Source organism: Aureimonas sp. AU22, assembly GCF_001463745.1.
In the GTDB taxonomy this organism is placed as follows: domain Bacteria; phylum Pseudomonadota; class Alphaproteobacteria; order Rhizobiales; family Rhizobiaceae; genus Aureimonas.
In genome coordinates, this window is record NZ_BBWJ01000047.1 from 70,270 (window position 1) to 87,451 (window position 17,182).

The window sequence follows — 17,182 nt, forward strand, 5'->3', positions numbered from 1 at the left end:
ATCCGGCATCAGTCGGAGGAGAGCTTGAGCGCCGCGGCCGCGGCCAGCGGGCCGAGGACGGCGTAGAGAAGCGTCAACGCGCACAAGATCAGGAAGGGCGAGCGGAACGGGGCGGGATCGTTGACCGCGCCGTAGGTGGCGGCGACGCCGAAGATCAGCACCGGCACCGCGAGCGGCAGAACCAGCACGGAGACGAGAACGCCGCCGCGCGGCAGGGAGGCTGCGACCCCCGCCCCTACCGCGCCGATCAGGACGATCGCGGGCGTGCCGACGAGTAGCGTCAGCGCGGTGGCGAAGAGGGCCGAAGGCTCCAGCGCCAGGAACAACCCGAGGAGCGGGCTCGCCACCACCAGCGGCAGGCAGGACGCCACCCAGAGCGCCGCGCATTTCGACAGGATCGCCAGCGACGGCGCGACGGGGCCGGTCAGGATCAAGTCGAGCCCGCCGTCGTCGCGATCGGCCTGGAACAAGCGATCGAGCGTGAGAAGCGTCGACAACAGCGCACCAATCCACAGGATCGCCGGCCCGATGCGCGACAGGAGCGCCAGGTCCGGCCCGACGCCGAAGGGAATGGTCGCGACGACAGCCAGAAAGAACACGACGCCGACGAGCCCGCCGCCCGATCCCGACAATTGCAGCGCGAGGTCGCGCAGGAAGAGGGCGCGCATCAGCCGATCTCGTCCCAGCCGCCGGCATCTCCGACGGGGATGTCCGACGGCGGCAGCGGCTCCAGCGTCAACCGTCGCGCCGGCCCGACATCCAGCGGCTGGTGCGTCGCGGCGATCACGATGCCGCCGGTCGCCAACCGCTCGCGGCACAGCGCGGCGATCCGCTCCTGCGAGGCGCTGTCGAGCGCCGTGGTCGGTTCGTCGAGCAGCCAGACGGGGCGATCGCCGACGAGAAGCCGTGCGAAGGCCGCGCGCCGCTGTTGCCCAGCCGACAGGACGCCCACCGCCAGCGCCCCTGCCCCTTCAAGCCCCACGGCCGCCAGCGCCTCGTCCGGTGTCCGCGCCGGCGATCGGAGATAAGCCCGCCAGAAGCCGAGCTCGGCCCCCACCGTGCGTCCCGGCTTCATCGCGTTGCGGTGGCCGAGATAGTGGCTGGCGTCGATCGGCCGCCGCGCCGGCTCGCCGTCGGGAGCGTTCGCCCCTGAGATCCCCACCCTGCCCGCCATCGGCGGCAGCAGTCCCGCCAGGGTGCGCAGAAGCGTCGACTTGCCCGCCCCGTTCGGCCCGGTCACCACCAGCGCCTCGCCCGCCCGCAGCACCATGTCGATCGGCCGACCGAGTGCCCGTCGGCCGCGGCCGACGACGAGGCCGGAAAGGGTGAGTTGCAGCACGGGCGGGACGGCCTTCCCACGAGCCCTTTCAAGGCGGCTCGAACAGTTTCGGCTTGCGTTTTGGCGGGCGGACCGCGCGAACGCAAGCCGCGATCGGCGAGAATGGAGCGAGGGTGGAATTGGCTAACCCAAAGGACGGGCCGTGCGGCTTTCCCCCTTTATAGCCATTACAATCTTCCCTATAAGGCCCCCAACCACTCCAGCGACCGGCGTGGAGTCATCAGCGCCGATCTCCGTGCCCCGCCTCACATTCGGCGGGTACTGAGGCGGACGGGCGGAAATGGTCGTACCCGCATCTCCAACGCGCTGCTCCACGCGGCGCGGCGGTCGTTCGCCTTTCGGACATTCTTTGGTTCGAGAAGGAACGAGAGTTCTATGTCCCACCCCGATAGCTTCAAAAGCCGCAAGACCCTCGATGTCGGCGGCAAGACCTACGTCTACTTCGACCTCAAGGAGGCGGAGCGGAACGGTCTGCAGGGCGCCTCGCGCCTGCCCTATTCCCTCAAGGTCATCCTCGAGAACCTCCTGCGCAACGAGGACGATCGCACGGTCAAGGCCGACGACATCCGCGCCATGGTCAAGTGGCTGGACGACAAGGGCTCGGCGGGCCACGAGATCGCCTACCGCCCCGCCCGCGTTCTGATGCAGGATTTCACCGGCGTTCCCGCCGTGGTGGATCTCGCCGCCATGCGTGACGCCACCGAGACGCTCGGCGCCGATCCCAACAAGATCAACCCGCTGGTGCCGGTCGATCTCGTGATCGACCACTCGGTGATGGTGGACTATTTCGGCCAGCCGGACTCGTTCGCCAAGAACGTCGACGTCGAGTACGACCGCAACGGCGAGCGCTACACGTTCCTGCGCTGGGGCTCGGGCGCCTTCCAGAACTTCCGCGTCGTGCCTCCGGGCACCGGCATCTGCCATCAGGTCAATCTCGAGTACCTCGCCCAGACCGTCTGGACGAAGGACGAGAACGGCGAGACCGTGGCTTACCCCGACACGCTAGTCGGCACCGATTCGCACACCACGATGGTCAACGGCCTCGCGGTTCTCGGCTGGGGCGTCGGCGGCATCGAGGCGGAGGCCGCCATGCTCGGCCAGCCGATCTCCATGCTGATCCCGGAGGTCATCGGCTTCCGGCTCGACGGCAAGCTGCCGGAAGGCACCACGGCGACCGACCTCGTGCTCACCGTCACCGAGATGCTGCGCAAGAAGGGCGTCGTCGGCAAGTTCGTCGAGTTCTTCGGCCCCGGCCTTGCCAACCTCACGCTGGAAGACCAGGCGACCATCGCCAACATGGCGCCGGAATACGGCGCGACCTGCGGCTTCTTCCCGATCGACAAGGACACCGTCGCCTATCTCGAGGCCACCGGCCGCGACAAGGCCCGCATCGCGCTCGTCGAGGCCTACGCCAAGGCTCAAGGGATGTGGTTCGACGCGACCGCCGAGGAGCCCGTCTTCACCGACATGCTCTCGCTCGACCTCTCGACCGTGGTTCCCTCGCTCGCCGGCCCGAAGCGCCCGCAGGACCGCGTCGCGCTGACCGAGGCCTCCACGAAGTTCCGCACGGCCCTCACCGAACTCCAGGGCGGCCGCAAGAAGAGCGAGCTGCCGGCCTCCGTCGGTGATTCGCGCTTCATGGACGAGGGTGCGGTTCCCCCGCACAAGACGCCGGAGACCGTGCGTCATGCGGTCGAGGGCGCGACCCACGGCATCTCCGACGGCGACGTCGTGATCGCCGCGATCACCTCCTGCACCAACACCTCGAACCCCAACGTGCTGGTGGCCGCCGGTCTCGTCGCCCGCAAGGCGGCCGCGCTCGGCCTGAAGCCCAAGCCCTGGGTCAAGACCTCGCTCGCGCCGGGATCCCAGGTCGTGACCGAGTATCTCGAGAAGGCCGACCTCCAGAAGGACCTCGACGCTCTCGGCTTCAACCTCGTCGGCTACGGCTGCACGACCTGCATCGGCAATTCCGGCCCGCTGCCGGAGGCGATCTCCGAGGCGATCAACAAGAACGACCTCGTGGCGGTGTCGGTGCTGTCGGGCAACCGCAACTTCGAGGGCCGCGTGAACCCGGATGTGCGCGCGAACTACCTCGCCTCGCCCCCGCTCGTCGTCGCCTATGCCATCGCCGGTTCGATGTTCGTCGACATCACCAAGGACCCGCTCGGCCAGGACCAGAACGGCAACGACGTCTTCCTGAAGGACATCTGGCCGACGACGCAGGAAATCGCCGAGATCGTCCGCAGGACGGTCACGCGCGACCTCTTCGAGAGCCGCTACTCCGACGTCTTCAAGGGTGACCCAAACTGGCAGAAGATCGCCACGTCCGGCGGCCTCACCTACGACTGGGACGACCGCTCGACCTACGTGCAGAACCCGCCCTACTTCGAGGGCATGACGATGACCCCGGAGCCGGTCACCGACATCCACAACGCGCGCGTGCTCGCCCTCTTCCTCGACTCGATCACCACCGACCACATTTCCCCGGCCGGATCGATCAAGGCGAACGGGCCGGCGGGCAGCTATCTCGTCGAGCACCAGGTCCGCCCGGTGGACTTCAACTCCTACGGCGCGCGCCGCGGCAACCATCAGATCATGATGCGCGGCACCTTCGCCAACATCCGCATCAAGAACCAGATGGTTCCGGGCGTGGAAGGCGGCATCACCAAGCACTTCCCCTCAGGTGAGCAGCTGGCGATCTACGACGCGGCGATGAAGTACCAGCAGGACGAGGTTCCGCTGGTGGTGTTCGCCGGCAAGGAGTACGGCACTGGCTCCTCGCGCGACTGGGCGGCCAAGGGCACCGTGCTGCTCGGCGTTCGCGCCGTGATCGCGCAGTCCTTCGAGCGCATCCATCGCTCGAACCTCGTGGGCATGGGTGTCGTGCCCTTCGTCTTCCAGGAAGGCACGAGCTGGCAGTCGCTCGGCCTCACCGGCGACGAGACGGTGACGATCGAGGGCCTGACCACCGTTCGGCCGCGCCAGACCATGAACGCCACCATCACCCGCGCCAATGGCGAGGTGCTGACGGTTCCGCTGCTCTGCCGCATCGATACGCTGGACGAGCTGGAATACTTCCGGAACGGCGGCATCCTGCAGTACGTGCTGCGCCAGCTCGCGGCCTGATCCGCCGACGCGCAGACCTATGCGCCTGAAGCGCCGCCGCCCGGAAGGGCGGCGGCGCTTCTCGTTGGGGCTTTCGCTTCACCCCCAATTGAACGCACCGCGATCGATGAACGCTTCATCCGGCCGGCTGTCCGGTCCATTTACATGGGATCGAAGCGGGACGGAGCCGAACCTCGTGGCGTCATGCCGACTGTCCGCCTCCGGGCTGTTCGCCCTTGCCGTCCTGGCGCTCGCGACGGCCTTGCCGTCAGCGGCGCAGGATCGCAGCGTGTCCAGCCGCGACGTGCGCGGTGTGCTCGAACTCTTCACCAGCCAGAGCTGCCGCGATTGTCCGCCGGCCAGCGACATCGCCATGCGACTCGGAGCCGCCTCCGACGTCGTCGTGCTCGCCTACCACGTGGACTACTGGGACTACACCGGCTGGCGCGATCCCCTCGCCGACCGCAAGAACACGGACCGACAGAAAGCCTATGCCAAGCGCCTCAAGCTCGGGGCGCTGGTCACGCCCCAGGTCGTCGTCAACGGCCGGCAGGCGGTGGACGGCAGCGACGAGCGGGCCGTGGCGAAGGCGATGACGCAGTCCCCGCTTGGCACGCCTGAGGCATCCGGCGAAATCCGCATGCGCACGCAAGGGGACGCGCTCCATATCCAGGCGAGCGCGGCGGCCGTCGATCCCGAGCGGCCGCCGATCCTCGTGCTCGTCACCTATTCCGAGCGTGTGGAAACGATCGTGTCGCATGGCGCGCAGGCGGGCCGGACGCTCGTCGACCACTACCCCGTGCGCGACTGGCGCATTCTCGGATCGGTGGACCAAAACGCCATCGAGGTGGATATGCCGCTCGGTCTCCTGACCGAGGACGGCGCCGGGCGCATGGGCCTTGCGGCGCTCCTCCAGTCGGTCGGCGCGGACAACAAACCGGGTCCGATCCTTGCCGCGGCGGCCCTCGAGTTCTAGGAGGCGTCGGGCGAAGGCGGCTTCGGCTTCCATGCTCGAAGGGTCCGCCACGACGGGATGCCGGAGCCTCGCCGGCCATCGATCTTTCGGGGAGGAACCCGTCGGCGACGCCCCGCTTCCCCGACCGGCGTTGCAACCGGCTGGGCCGGCGTCCATTTCCATGACAGGATGATGTCGCAGGCTGACCGGCCTCGACATCGCATGTCCTGTCCCGCGGGGCGCCGGCGCGCCGGCGGGACGGAAATGGGGAATGGACGATTTGACCGATTCACTGCCGCAGCCTTCCGCCACCCTCATCGACCTCGCACAGGCTCGAGGGTCCGCCGTTCCGGAGATCGTCTCCTTCGACCGGCACGAACTCGGGCAGATCCTTCGGGTCTACGGACGGATGGTGGCGGCCGGCGAATGGCGCGACTACGCGATCGACACGCTGCGGGATCGAGCCGTCTTCTCCATATTCCGACGGGCCTCGGAGATGCCGCTCTTTCGCATCGAGAAGAACCCGAAGCTCGCGCGGCGGCAGGGCGCCTACAGCGTCACCGCGGCGAGCGGCCTCGTGATGAAGCGCGGCCACGAGCTCGAGCCGGTGCTGCGCGTCTTCGACAAGAGCCTCAAGCTCATCGAGGACTGACGCCGAGGATCACCGCCTCGGTGCTGGCGATCCGCGCGAACTCGCCCGACAGGTTGGCAAGGCTCATCGCATGCACGGCTTCGGCCGGATGCACGGTTCCGTCCGGCCCCTCGAGGTCGAAGGTCCAGCACGCGTCGTGCGCCAGCACGGCGTCGAAGCCGAGGTTGCCGGCCATGCGCGTCGTGGTCTCGACGCAGTGGTTCGTCGTCGCGCCGCAGATCACCGTCGTCCGGACATCAGCTGCACGAAGGCGCGCTTCGAGATCGGTGCCGATGAAGGCGCTGTTGACGCGCTTTGCGATCACCGGCTCGCCCTCGCGCTCGCGCGCCGCAGCCTCCACCGCAAAGCCGCTGGCGTCCGGGTGGAAGGACGAGCCGGGCGACGGGTTCTCGTGGCGGAAATGGAAGATCGGCAGTCCCGCAGCCCGGAACGCGGCGAGGAGATCGGCGATACGATCGAGCGCTCCGGGGTTGTTGCGTCGGCGTCCCCCCGCCTCCCATTCGGCGAAGGCGCGTTGTGCGTCGATGACGACGAGCGCCGTCGTCACGTCAGCGTTCCGGGGTAGACGCTCTCGTCCGGCAGCGTCTCCTTGCCGCCGTTCAATGCGTATTGCATCAACACGGTGTCGATCCACCGGCCGAACTTGAAGCCGGAGCCTTCGAAGACGCCGATATGGGTGAAGCCGAGCTTGGCATGGACCTTGATCGAAGGCGCGTTGTCCGCGCCGCCGATCACGGCGATCATCTGTCGGAAGCCCTTGTCTTGGCAATCGTCCAGCAGGCGGCGCAGGAGCGCGGTGCCGACCCCCTGCCCCTTGGCCTCGGGGGCGAGATAGATCGAGTCCTCCACGGTCCAGCGATAGGCGGGCCTTGCCCGGAAGGGTCCGGCATAGGCGTAGCCGATCACGGAGCCTTCGTCGTCGCAGGCCACGAAGTACGGGTAGCCCTGCCGCAGCGTGTTCGCCATCCGTGTGGCCATCTCGGCCTCGTCCGGGGGAACCAGTTCGTAGGTCGCGGTGCCGTGAAGCACGGCTTCCTCGTAGATCCGGGTGATGGACGGGATGTCGGAGGTCGTGGCGTCGCGAAGGATGAAGGCGCTCATGGTCACTGCCGCAGGGGATTCGTTCGCGCGAACTTAAGCGCCACGCCCCGCCCCCTCAACGTACGCCGCAGAAGCGGCCACGAAAAAAGGGCGGTCCTTGCGGACCGCCCCCGATACCCCTGCGTTCGTTCGGCTCAGTTGCGGTTGCCGAAGAGCTGCAGCATGAACATGAACATGTTGATGAAGTTCAGGTAGAGCGACAGGGCACCCATGATCGCCTTGCGGCCGGCGACCAGCGTGTCGTCGCCTTCCCAGTACATCTCTTTGATGCGCTGCGTGTCGTAGGCCGTGAGGCCGGCGAACACGAGGACGCCGATCACCGAGATCGCGAAGCCGAGCGCCGAGGACTGCAGCCAGATGTTCACCAGCATCGCGATCACGATGCCGAAGACGCCCATGATCAGGAACGAGCCCATCGCCGACATGTCGCGCTTGGTCGTGTAGCCGAACAGCGACAGCGCGCCGAACGAAGCGGCGGTGATGAAGAACACCTGCACGATCGATTCCTGCGTGTAGACGAGGAAGATCGTCGAAAGCGACAGGCCGACCATCGCGGCATAGGCCCAGAAGGTGGTCTGCGCGGCCGCGACGCTCATCTTGTGGACGCGGAACGACAGGAAGAACACCATCGCCAGCGGCGCCAGCATCAGCACCCAACGAAGCGGCGAGGTGAACACCGTCACGCCGAGCTGGGTCAGCATGGTGCCGTTGATCTCGGCAGCCGCCATCGAAGGGTCGGTCGTCGTCGCCAGCGAGAACAGGCCATAGGCCGCCGCGCCGGTGATCAGAAGACCGATCGCCATGAGGTTGTAGACTTTGAGCATGTAGGCCCGAAGGCCCTGGTCGATCGAGGCGTCGACCCGGCTGCCCGCAGCCGGAACGCTTCTCACGCCCTGGTTCCATTTCTGCGCCATCGAAACATTTCCTTTGCGTCTGGTCCCGTCGGTGTCGATCGGACCCAAAGGGTCCGAGGCGCCGCTGGCGGGACTCGCAGCTAGCCTTGCCGTAAATATGCGGAGGCGCTGCTCAAGTCTCAAGCCCACCGATGCGGGCGATCGCGGCTCGCACCGCCCGTTAGCGATTAATTTTCCGTCATTTGGACGTCGTAAACCCCATTTCGGGGGCGTTCAGAGCTCCCTTAGCACCGGTGCCGCCTTCTGCCCGAGGATGCGCCATGTTCCGGCAAGCCCGAAACCGACCGTCAGGACAAGCGCGGCAACCAGCGTCGCGACCGCGAGACCGCCGTCGAAGACGAAGGGCAGACGCATGATGCGCGCGACGACGTACCAGGCGGCCAGCGCCCCCGCCCCGACCGCAAAGAGAGCGGTCGCCGCGCCCAGCGACATGTATTCCGTCACATAGGCGCGGATCAGCGTCGCGCGGGTGGCGCCCAGCGTCTTCAGGACCACCGCGTCGTGGACGCGTGCGCGATTGCCGGCCGCAAGCGCGCCGGACAGCACGAGGACCGAGGCGACGAGGGCCACGGCGGCCGCCGCACGAATGGCGAGCGCCAGCTGCGCGACCAGCCCGTTGACCGCATCCAGCGCGTCCTTGACCCGGACGGTGGTGACGGCCGGAAACGTGTTGGAAATGCCGGACAGCACCGCGCGCTCTGCCTCCGCCGTGTCGTTCGGTATGTCGAGCGTCGCCAGCCAGGCATGGGGCGCGCCGGCGAAGGTGTTGGGCGAGAAGACCATCACGAAGTTGATCGCGAGCGATTCCCACTGCACCTCGCGGAAGTTCGCGATGCGGGCGGTGATGTCGCGGCCGAGCACGTTGACGGTGATCGTGTCGCCAAGCTTCAGGCCGAGTTCGGCCCCCTCCTCCGCGGCGAAGGAGACGAGCGGCTCGCCGGCATAGTCGGCCGCCCACCAGTCGCCGGCCGTCAGCGTCGCGCCGTTGGGCAAGGTCGCGTCGTAGGTGATGCCGCGGTCGCCGCGCAGCACCCAGGCGCCCTCCGGCGGCACCTCGATCTTGGCGACATCCGTGCCGTTCAGCTGCGTGATGCGCCCGCGCAGCATCGGCACGTCCGTGAGGTTCGAACCGGGCGCAAGCTCGCCGATCCGGGTGCGGAAGGCATCCACCTCGGCGGACTGGATGTCGACGAAGAAGAAGTTCGGAGCCCGCGCCGCCAGCGTGCCGCCGATCTCGTTGCGCAGGTTCCGGTCGATGGAGGCGAGCGTGACGAGGAGCGTCAGTCCGAGGCCGAGCGACAGGACCACGGAAGCCGTCAGCGCGCCCGGCCGGTGGATGTTGCCGATGGCGAGCCGCAGCGGCGTCGAGCGAACGCGCGGCAGGCGCGCGGCGCCCCAGCGGATCGCCGCAGCGACGAGACGCAGGATCACGAAGGCGACCGCGGTGGCGACGAGAAAGACGACGGCGACGCGCTTGTCGCTCGACATGACGAGCGCCAGCCCGGCGATGGCGGCGGCGAGGAGGAGCGCGGCGGCCGCGTAGGCCCAGCGCATCCGCAGCGTCCCCGGCCCGTCGTTGGCGCGGAACAGCGCAGTGGCCGCCACGTCGCGGGTGCGTCCGAGCGGCAGGATCGCGAAGGCAAGCGCCGTGAGGTAGCCGAACAGGGCGCCCAAGAGGAGCGCGCCGGGATAGACCGAGGCCTCCGCTGCGATCGGGATGTGCGCTTCGAGAAAACGCGCGGCGAAGAACGGTGCCGTCGCGCCCAGAAGCAGCCCCAGCACGATGCCGACGGTCGACAAGATCAGGATCTGGACGAGGTAGATCGTCACCACGAAGCGCCCGCTGGCGCCGAGGCTCTTGAAGGTCGCGATCACGGTGCGCTTGGAGTCGAGATAGGCCGCGACGGCGTTGGCGATGCCGACACCACCCACCACCAGCGCCGTGAGGCCGACCAGCGTCAGGAACTGCGAGAACCGCTCGATGTTGCGCTGGAGCGAGGGCGCGGCCTCGCTGGCGTCGCGGATGCTCCAGCCCGCCTGCGGGAAGCGGGCGTTCGCTTCCGTCTGCACCCTCTCCGGCTCGGTGGCGGGATCGGTGAAGAGCAGCTTGTAGTCGTATTCGACGAGCGATCCCGGCTGGACGAGGCCGGTGGACGCCAGCGCATCCAAAGAGATCAGGAGGCGCGGGGCGAAGATGAAGCCATCGGAGAGGACGTCGGGCTCGCGGGTGAGCACGCCGCGCAACTCGATCTCGATGTTTCCGAGAAGGATCGTGGCACCCGGCCGCAAACCCAAACGGTCGTAGAACTCGGGCGCGGCCAGCGCGCCGAAGCGACCGCTGCGCTCGGCCAGGAGCTCGGGCAGCGGGGTCGCCGGATCGGATCCAACAGTGCCGAAGAGCGGATAGCTCCCGTCCACCGCCTTCACCTCGCTCAGCGTCTGGTTGGAGCCGTCCGGCAGCCGCGCCATGGAACGCAGCGAGCCGCTTTCGGCAACGGTGCCGTAGCCGGAGAGCCAGGCGCGTTCCTCTGGGCTCGCCTGTCGCTGGTTGAGACCAAAGCGCATGTCGCCGCCCAGAATCGTGCGCCCCTCGCGCGCGATGCCGCTCGTCATCATCTCGGAGACCGAGTTGACCGCCGCGATCGAGGCGACGCCGAGCGTCAGGCAGGCGAGGAAGATGACGAACCCGCGAAGACCCCCGCGCATCTCGCGCAGGGCGAAGCGAAGGGCGAGCGACAGATCGGCGGACGAGCGCGCGCCTCGCGCAACTGCGCTCACTGGGCGGCTTCCGGGAAGGCGGCGGATGCGGCCCCGGCTTCGATCACGCCGGAGCGCACCGCCACCTCGCGTCCGCATCGGGCGGCCAGCGTCCGGTCGTGGGTGACGAGGATCAGCGTCATGCCGCGCCGCGCCTGCTCGGAAAACAGGAGATCGGCCACCTGCGCGCCGGTCTCGCCATCGAGATTGCCGGTCGGCTCGTCGGCGATGAGGATATCGGGCTCGGGCGCCAGCGCTCGGGCCAGCGCCACGCGCTGCTGCTCGCCGCCCGACAACTCGCCGGGGTAATGGGTGACGCGCTGGCCGAGACCGACGGCGGCCAGCTCCCGCTCGGCCCGCGCGAAGGCGTCCGGCACGCCCGCGAGTTCCAGCGGCACCGCGACGTTTTCCAGCGCCGTCATGTTGGGAATGAGGTGGAAGGACTGGAAGACGATGCCGACATGGCGCCCGCGAAAGGCGGCGAGCTGGTCTTCGCTCAGGGGGCCGAGCGCCTGGCCGGCGATCTCGACCAGCCCCTCGTCGGCGCGCTCGAGACCGGCGAGAATCATCAGCAGCGTCGACTTGCCCGAACCGGAAGGGCCCACGATGCCGACGGACTCGCCGCTGAAGACGTCGAGGTCGATGCCCTTGAGGACATGCACCGCGCTGCGGCCCGATCCCAGCGTCAGTTGAACATTTCGTAACCGGACCGCTGCTTCAGCCAAGGCGACGCCCTTCCTATATCCCGTTGACGCAACGCCAGGGGCCGCCGACGGGCGGGCTCGAGGTCGTCTTGCCGCAACGCGGAATATGGGTGGTTCATGCAGCGCTTCCAATCGCTTCTCGCCTTCGTGACGATCGGTCTCGGTCTGGCGCTCGGCTCGCCCGCCGGCGCACAGGAGGGCGCGCCGGAAGTGGTGGCCTTCGGCGACAGCCTGTCGGCCGGCTACGGCGTCGGTCCCGGCGAATCCTTCCCCGAGCAGCTCCAGGCGGCGCTGAACGCCGCCGGCCATCCGGCGCGCGTCGTCAATGCCGGCGTCTCCGGCGACACGACCACCGGCGGACTTGCCCGGCTGGACTGGTCGGTGCCCGCCTCCGCCGCGGTGGTGATCGTGGAACTCGGCGCCAACGACGCGCTGCGCGGCGTCAGCCCCGACGTCACCCGCGCCAATCTCGACGCGATCCTGCAGAAGCTGAAGGCGCGGCCGGACACGCAGGTGCTGCTCGCCGGCATGCTGAGCCCGCCCAACATGGGCGCGGACTACGCGGCGAAATTCAATCCGATCTACGCCGAACTGGCGCAGAAGCACGGCGTGCCGCTCTACCCGTTCTTTCTCGACGGCGTCGCCGGAAACGGCAGTCTCAACCAGCAGGACTACATGCACCCCAACGCGCAAGGGGTCGCGGTGATCGTGACGGGCATCCTGCCGCAGGTCGTGGAGGCGCTGGGGGCGGCCGCCAAGCCAAAGGCTTGATCGGCCGGGCGCGGCCCGTGCTGGTGCATTGCAGCAACGCGGGCCCGGCTTCTGTGCACAAGCCCCGGCCGAGCCTTGAAGTCGACCATGGGTGATGAAAGTTTCCATGGCGTAAGGCACTCGGTCGCGGTCTCGTGACAGGCAGGCGTCTGGTCTTGAGCGTGACCCTGAACGGGAAGGATCGTGCAATGCCGAGACTGTTCACCGCCCTCGAAATCCCGCGTGACGCCGCAATGTCCCTGTCCTTCCTGCGCGGCGGCCTGCCTTCCGCCCGCTGGATCGACGCGGAGAACTACCACCTGACCCTGCGCTTCATCGGCGATGTCGAATCGCGCATGGCCGACGAGATCGTGGCGGCTCTCGACCGCGTGCGCCGGGCGCCCTTTCCCGTCACCTTGCGCGGGCTCGGGGCCTTCGGCGGCAAGAAGCCGCATTCGGTCTATGCCGATGTCGAGCCCTCCCAACCGCTCGACCAGCTTCAGGGCGAGATCGATCGCATCCTGAAGCGCCTCGGCCTGCCGTCCGACCCGCGCAAGTTCACGCCGCACGTCACGCTGGCTCGCCTGCGCAACGGCCGAAGCGAGGACGCGGCGCATTATCTCGCGCTGCGCGGCGGCTTTCGCGCGCCCAGCTTCCCGGTCTCGCGCTTCGTCCTGTTCTCCTCCAAGGATTCGGTCGGCGGCGGCCCCTATGTGATGGAGGAAGCATTTCCCCTTGATGCCGTGCCGTCTCCGCGCGACATCGGGGCGCTCGCGCTCGCCGCCCGCTGAGGGTCGAGGCTCGGCCGGTTTGAAAGCCGGCCGAGCCCGCGCCATATCGCCGGGGCGCAGACGGAAAAGGCAGGAGACTTTCATGACGGGCGAGAACGGATCGATGGCCGGCACGACGCAGGGCAACGAGACCCAGGCCGCGCTGGCCGCACCGGACGCCGCGCTCGTCGGCGAGATCCTCCTGCCCGGCGACGAAGCGGAGCAGGCCCGGCAGGAGAGCCGAGTCCGCAAAGGGTTCTTCGCGACGCTGAAGCGCGCGGCGCGGCACATCCCCTTCATGGAAGACGTCGTCGCGTCCTATCACTGCGCGCTCGATCCGCAGACGCCCGCCGCCTCGCGCGGCATCCTTCTGGCCGCGCTCGCCTATTTCGTGCTGCCGTTCGACGTGATTCCCGACTTCATCGTCGGTCTCGGCTTCACGGACGACGTGGCCGTTCTCCTCGCCGCTTTCTCGGCCGTGCAGAAGAACATCCGGCCCGAGCACTACGAGCGGGCGCGCGAAACGCTGAAGGAAGCCGCGCCCGAGACCGCCCGTCCCGCCTGACCGCCCGTCGCACTATCGCCCCATTCGTTCGGTCCTCGTCCGCTCGGTCGCTTGTGGGCGGGCCGTAGCCGCGTCGGGGCCGTTTGCCGTGACACGATGAAGTCTCGAAGGCGTGTTCGGGAATTTCCGGTTCGTTTACCCTGTGGAAAGGCTTATCGCCCACCCTGCGGCCACGAGCGCGCTCGACCTGCCGACGGGTCGTGCGTCGAATGGCATTCCGGACCAAGCGGGGACACGAACTCCATGAAGTATGCTCTGACGGCGGCGGTGGCGATGGTGGCGCTCTCCAGCGTGGCGTCTGCCGCCCAGACACCGACCCGCGTGAACCAGTTCAACGACTGGGGCAGCTATTCCTACGACGCCAGCGGCTCGAAGGTCTGCTACGTGCTGTCCACACCCAAGACCATGCAGCCCTCCAGCGTCGATCACGGCGACATTTTCTTCCTGGTCTCGCAGAAGCCGAACAACAAGACATCCTACGAGCCGCAGGTCGTGATGGGCTATCCGATGCGCGACGGCTCCAAGGTGACGGTCGATATCGACGGCAAGAAGTTCAGCCTCTTCACGCGCGGCGAGAGCGCCTGGGTGGAGAACGCGGCCGAGGAGCCGCAGCTCGTCGCCGCCCTGAAGGCCGGCAAGGCGATGAAGGTGGATGCCGTCTCCCAGCGCGGCACGCAGACCAACTATACCTATTCCCTGTCGGGCGTGACGGCGGCGATCAACTCGCTGGCGAGCTGCAAGTAGGCGCGGCTTTCCGCCATCGGACGAACGCGAGGCGCCGGTGCGATCCGGCGCCTTTTTCCTGTGTGCCCGGCCACGCATGGCAGCCATTCAGGACCCAACCTCTTGCGAATTCGCGCATTTCGGCTCATTTGAAACCGATCCAGGCGAAAAGCAGAGCGGAAAGCGGGGCGTGAGCGGCCTTCGCGCGGGCAAGGTGCATTGATGAGCGTGTCGATCGATCTCACGAATTCGGCGCAAGGCGTGCGCCCGGCCGTTGCGCCTTCTGCCGCCGCCGCCAAGCGTTCGCTCCTCGGCCTGTCGCGCGAGGAGATGGGCGCGGCTCTGGTGGATGCCGGCATTCCCGCCAAACAGGCGAAGATGCGCGTCCAGCAGCTGTGGCACTGGCTCTACGTGCGCGGCGTCAAGGACTTCGAGGAGATGCGCAACGTCTCCAAGGACCTGCGCGCGACGCTCAGCCAGCACTTCGAGATCGCCCGGCCCGAGATCGTCGAGGAGCAGATCTCCATCGACGGCACGCGCAAGTGGCTGTTCCGCTTTCCCTCTCGCGGCGCGGGTCGCCCCGTCGAGATCGAGACCGTCTACATTCCCGAGGAAGGTCGCGGCACGCTCTGCGTCTCCTCCCAGGTCGGCTGCACCCTCACCTGCACCTTCTGCCACACGGGCACGCAGCGCCTCGTGCGCAACCTCGAACCGTCGGAGATCGTCGGTCAGGTCCTGACCGCGCGCGAGCGGCTGGGGGACTTTCCGGATGCCGCGACGCCGCAGGGCGCGATCGTGCCCTCCGAGGGGCGCCTCGTGTCGAACGTCGTGATGATGGGCATGGGCGAGCCGCTCTACAACTACGACCACGTGAAGTCGGCGCTGGCCGTGGTGTCGGACGGGGACGGCCTGGCTCTGTCCAAGCGCCGCATCACGCTGTCGACGTCCGGGGTCGTGCCGATGATCCCGAAGACGGGCGACGAGATGGGCGTGATGCTCGCGATCTCGCTCCATGCGGTGACGGACGAATTGCGCGACGTGCTCGTGCCGATCAACAAGAAGTATCCGATCCGCGAGCTGATGGACGCCTGCCGCGCCTATCCCGGCCTCTCCAACGCCCGGCGCATCACCTTCGAATACGTGATGCTGAAGGGCGTCAACGACAGCCTCGCCGACGCGCGCGAGCTGGTGCGGCTCCTCAAGGGCATCCCGGCCAAGATCAACCTGATCCCGTTCAACCCCTGGCCGGGCTCGCCTTACGAGTGCTCGGACTGGGACCAGATCGAGCGCTTCGCCGATCTCGTGAACCAGGCCGGCTACGCCTCGCCCATCCGCACCCCGCGCGGGCGCGACATCTTCGCCGCATGCGGCCAGCTCAAGTCCGAGTCCGAGCGCATGAAGCGCGGCGACCGGCTGGCGCTGGAGGCCGCGGTCGCGGGCTGACCGGAACGAAGGCATAGCCCCGCTTGGCCCAGGTCCTGCGTTTCCTGTTCCTGATCCCGGTCGGCTTCGTGCTGGCCTGCTTCGCCGCGAGCTTCGCGCTGCTCTGGCCGTTCATCGACCTGCCGCCGGGCGCCACGGGCGATCCGTTCATCTGGACGCAGCTCGGGGTCGGTTTCTTCGCGCAAGGGGCGCAGGTCGGATCGCTGGCGCTGGTGCCCTGGGGCCTCTTCATGCTGGTGACGGAAGCGCTGGGCAAACGCTCCCTCCTTCTGCACGCGGCGGCCGGTCTCGTCGGTGGGTTTGCCGCAGCGCGCATGCCGCCGGGGGCCGGCAGTGCCTCGCTCGAGACCGCCATGATCGTCGCCGGCCTCGCCTTCTCCCTGGTCTACTGGCTGGTCGCAGGCCACGGCGCAGGAAACTGGCGTCGACGCCGAGCCCCGTCCCCCCCCAACCCTGAAGGACCTGCCCCATGGCCCGCCGCCCCACCAATCCACGCGATGCCGCGGAAGCCGCCTTCAAGGCTGCCACCAGCAAGCCCGCCGAGCGCGTCCGCGAGCCCGTGGCCATTCCCGGCCGTCGCGAACAGGTGACCCTGCGCGTCGATTCCGAGGTGCTGGAGTGGTTCCAGGAAGACGGTCCCGGCTGGCAGGACCGGATGGCCGAGGCCCTGCGCAAGGCCGCGGGTAAATAAAGCCGCCGGCTCTTGCTGCGCGTTCCGATCACGCCAGTTCGCTAGGGCATGATCGTCATCCACCATCTGAACAACTCGCGCTCGCAGCGCGTCCTCTGGCTGCTCGAAGAGCTCGGCGTGCCCTACGAGGTGAGGCGGTACGAGCGTCTGAAGACGCTCGCCGCGCCGCCCGAGCTCAAAGCGGTGCACCCGCTCGGCAAGTCGCCCGTCCTCACCGACGGCGCCCTCACGCTGGCCGAGACCGGCGCGATCGTCACCTACATCGCGCAGACGTACGGCGGCGGTCGCTTTCAACCGCGGGAAGACTCGGCGGACTGGTGGCGCATGCAGCACTTCCTGCATCATGCGGAAGGGTCGGCCATGCCGCCGCTCTTCATGAAGCTCGTCTTCGCCAGCATCCCGTCCCAGGCGCCCGCCCTGATCCGGCCCGTCGCAAGAGCGCTGATGAAGGGCGTCGACGCCCAGTTCCTCAAGCCGCGCCTTGCCGATCTTCTCGACTACTGGGACACGGCGCTGGCGGCGACGGGGTGGTTCGCGGGGCCGGAGCCGACGCTTGCCGACGTCATGATGAGCTTTCCGCTGGAGGCCGCGGGATCTCGGGTCGGTTTCGACGATCGCCGTCACCTGCCGGCCTTCGTCGAGCGGATCCACGCCCGCCCCGCCTACAGGCAGGCACTGCAGCGGGGCGGCCCCTACGCCTACGCCTGACC

General features: G+C 68.1%; 17 protein-coding genes. 10 read left to right on the top strand and 7 right to left on the bottom strand.

Annotated features, from left to right (window positions below):
• Nucleotides 1-8: 8 nt before the first annotated feature.
• Entirely contained in the window at nucleotides 9-668 is a 660-nt protein-coding gene (gene ccmB / locus AUL34_RS17795) for a heme exporter protein CcmB (RefSeq protein WP_061936702.1), read from the bottom strand.
• Nucleotides 668-1,339 (bottom strand): heme ABC exporter ATP-binding protein CcmA, encoded by a 672-nt coding sequence (ccmA, locus tag AUL34_RS17800; RefSeq protein ID WP_061936705.1) that lies wholly within the window; start codon nucleotides 1,337-1,339, stop codon nucleotides 668-670. Before ccmA ends, ccmB begins: the two co-directional genes overlap by 1 nt.
• A gap of 375 nt (nucleotides 1,340-1,714) precedes the next feature.
• Here ccmA and acnA point away from each other — a divergent pair, with 375 nt between their 5' ends.
• The 3 genes from acnA to AUL34_RS17815 all read left to right on the top strand — a co-directional run bounded on the left by acnA (nucleotide 1,715) and on the right by AUL34_RS17815 (nucleotide 6,054).
• Nucleotides 1,715-4,468, top strand: a complete 2,754-nt coding sequence (acnA, locus tag AUL34_RS17805) for an aconitate hydratase AcnA (protein ID WP_061936708.1) — start codon at nucleotides 1,715-1,717, stop codon at nucleotides 4,466-4,468.
• 175 nt (nucleotides 4,469-4,643) lie between these two features.
• A complete protein-coding gene (locus tag AUL34_RS17810; protein ID WP_061936711.1) occupies nucleotides 4,644-5,423 on the top strand; it encodes a thioredoxin family protein in 780 nt (259 codons plus the stop codon).
• 250 nt (nucleotides 5,424-5,673) lie between these two features.
• Entirely contained in the window at nucleotides 5,674-6,054 is a 381-nt protein-coding gene (locus AUL34_RS17815) for a DUF2794 domain-containing protein (protein ID WP_082653462.1), read from the top strand.
• On the opposite strand, the gene AUL34_RS17820 is transcribed toward AUL34_RS17815, so the two are convergent.
• The 5 genes from AUL34_RS17820 to AUL34_RS17840 form a co-directional block, all read right to left on the bottom strand.
• On the bottom strand, nucleotides 6,041-6,601 hold the full coding sequence (locus AUL34_RS17820) for a cysteine hydrolase family protein (protein WP_061936714.1): 561 nt from the start codon (nucleotides 6,599-6,601) through the stop codon (nucleotides 6,041-6,043). The genes AUL34_RS17815 and AUL34_RS17820 overlap by 14 nt on opposite strands.
• Complete coding sequence (locus AUL34_RS17825; RefSeq protein ID WP_061936717.1) at nucleotides 6,598-7,155, bottom strand: GNAT family N-acetyltransferase; 558 nt, start codon at nucleotides 7,153-7,155, stop codon at nucleotides 6,598-6,600. Before AUL34_RS17825 ends, AUL34_RS17820 begins: the two co-directional genes overlap by 4 nt.
• Before the next feature lie 134 nt (nucleotides 7,156-7,289).
• Nucleotides 7,290-8,069 carry a Bax inhibitor-1/YccA family protein gene (locus AUL34_RS17830; RefSeq protein WP_061936720.1) on the bottom strand — a complete coding sequence of 260 codons (780 nt, stop codon included), beginning with the start codon at nucleotides 8,067-8,069 and terminating at the stop codon, nucleotides 7,290-7,292.
• A gap of 213 nt (nucleotides 8,070-8,282) precedes the next feature.
• Entirely contained in the window at nucleotides 8,283-10,775 is a 2,493-nt protein-coding gene (locus tag AUL34_RS17835; RefSeq protein WP_244492632.1) for an ABC transporter permease, read from the bottom strand.
• A gap of 68 nt (nucleotides 10,776-10,843) precedes the next feature.
• Nucleotides 10,844-11,551: an ABC transporter ATP-binding protein gene (locus AUL34_RS17840; RefSeq protein WP_061936723.1), complete on the bottom strand. Its 708-nt coding sequence runs from the start codon at nucleotides 11,549-11,551 to the stop codon at nucleotides 10,844-10,846.
• Nucleotides 11,552-11,647: 96 nt separating this feature from the next.
• Between AUL34_RS17840 and AUL34_RS17845 the strand changes: the two genes are divergently transcribed.
• From AUL34_RS17845 to AUL34_RS17880, 7 genes are all read left to right on the top strand, one after another.
• The gene (locus AUL34_RS17845) at nucleotides 11,648-12,301 is read left to right on the top strand and encodes an arylesterase (protein WP_061936726.1); all 654 of its coding nucleotides are present in this window, start codon (nucleotides 11,648-11,650) and stop codon (nucleotides 12,299-12,301) included.
• 188 nt (nucleotides 12,302-12,489) lie between these two features.
• Nucleotides 12,490-13,071 (top strand): RNA 2',3'-cyclic phosphodiesterase, encoded by a 582-nt coding sequence (thpR, locus tag AUL34_RS17850; RefSeq protein WP_061936729.1) that lies wholly within the window; start codon nucleotides 12,490-12,492, stop codon nucleotides 13,069-13,071.
• A gap of 103 nt (nucleotides 13,072-13,174) precedes the next feature.
• Nucleotides 13,175-13,615 carry a YkvA family protein gene (locus tag AUL34_RS17855; protein WP_082653468.1) on the top strand — a complete coding sequence of 147 codons (441 nt, stop codon included), beginning with the start codon at nucleotides 13,175-13,177 and terminating at the stop codon, nucleotides 13,613-13,615.
• Nucleotides 13,616-13,858: 243 nt separating this feature from the next.
• Nucleotides 13,859-14,359, top strand: a complete 501-nt coding sequence (locus AUL34_RS17860; RefSeq protein ID WP_061936732.1) for an invasion associated locus B family protein — start codon at nucleotides 13,859-13,861, stop codon at nucleotides 14,357-14,359.
• 201 nt (nucleotides 14,360-14,560) lie between these two features.
• Nucleotides 14,561-15,781 (top strand): 23S rRNA (adenine(2503)-C(2))-methyltransferase RlmN, encoded by a 1,221-nt coding sequence (gene rlmN, locus AUL34_RS17865; RefSeq protein ID WP_061936735.1) that lies wholly within the window; start codon nucleotides 14,561-14,563, stop codon nucleotides 15,779-15,781.
• Nucleotides 15,782-16,250: 469 nt separating this feature from the next.
• Nucleotides 16,251-16,472 (top strand): BrnA antitoxin family protein, encoded by a 222-nt coding sequence (locus tag AUL34_RS17875; RefSeq protein WP_061936738.1) that lies wholly within the window; start codon nucleotides 16,251-16,253, stop codon nucleotides 16,470-16,472.
• 48 nt (nucleotides 16,473-16,520) lie between these two features.
• Nucleotides 16,521-17,180: a glutathione S-transferase family protein gene (locus AUL34_RS17880; protein WP_061936740.1), complete on the top strand. Its 660-nt coding sequence runs from the start codon at nucleotides 16,521-16,523 to the stop codon at nucleotides 17,178-17,180.
• Nucleotides 17,181-17,182: the final 2 nt, after the last annotated feature.

What these genes read in the sequence shown, in the direction of transcription:
- AUL34_RS17835 (WP_244492632.1), bottom strand. Translation starts at nt 10,775, where the DNA reads ATGCGCGGGGGTCTTCGCGGGTTCGTCATCTTCCTCGCCTGCCTGACG.
- AUL34_RS17825 (WP_061936717.1), bottom strand. Translation starts at nt 7,155, where the DNA reads ATGAGCGCCTTCATCCTTCGCGACGCCACGACCTCCGACATCCCGTCC.
- thpR (WP_061936729.1), top strand. Translation starts at nt 12,490, where the DNA reads ATGCCGAGACTGTTCACCGCCCTCGAAATCCCGCGTGACGCCGCAATG.
- AUL34_RS17845 (WP_061936726.1), top strand. Translation starts at nt 11,648, where the DNA reads ATGCAGCGCTTCCAATCGCTTCTCGCCTTCGTGACGATCGGTCTCGGT.
- AUL34_RS17880 (WP_061936740.1), top strand. Translation starts at nt 16,521, where the DNA reads ATGATCGTCATCCACCATCTGAACAACTCGCGCTCGCAGCGCGTCCTC.
- ccmB (WP_061936702.1), bottom strand. Translation starts at nt 668, where the DNA reads ATGCGCGCCCTCTTCCTGCGCGACCTCGCGCTGCAATTGTCGGGATCG.
- AUL34_RS17815 (WP_082653462.1), top strand. Translation starts at nt 5,674, where the DNA reads ATGGACGATTTGACCGATTCACTGCCGCAGCCTTCCGCCACCCTCATC.
- AUL34_RS17875 (WP_061936738.1), top strand. Translation starts at nt 16,251, where the DNA reads ATGGCCCGCCGCCCCACCAATCCACGCGATGCCGCGGAAGCCGCCTTC.
- AUL34_RS17855 (WP_082653468.1), top strand. Translation starts at nt 13,175, where the DNA reads ATGGCCGGCACGACGCAGGGCAACGAGACCCAGGCCGCGCTGGCCGCA.
- AUL34_RS17860 (WP_061936732.1), top strand. Translation starts at nt 13,859, where the DNA reads ATGAAGTATGCTCTGACGGCGGCGGTGGCGATGGTGGCGCTCTCCAGC.
- AUL34_RS17830 (WP_061936720.1), bottom strand. Translation starts at nt 8,069, where the DNA reads ATGGCGCAGAAATGGAACCAGGGCGTGAGAAGCGTTCCGGCTGCGGGC.
- rlmN (WP_061936735.1), top strand. Translation starts at nt 14,561, where the DNA reads ATGAGCGTGTCGATCGATCTCACGAATTCGGCGCAAGGCGTGCGCCCG.
- acnA (WP_061936708.1), top strand. Translation starts at nt 1,715, where the DNA reads ATGTCCCACCCCGATAGCTTCAAAAGCCGCAAGACCCTCGATGTCGGC.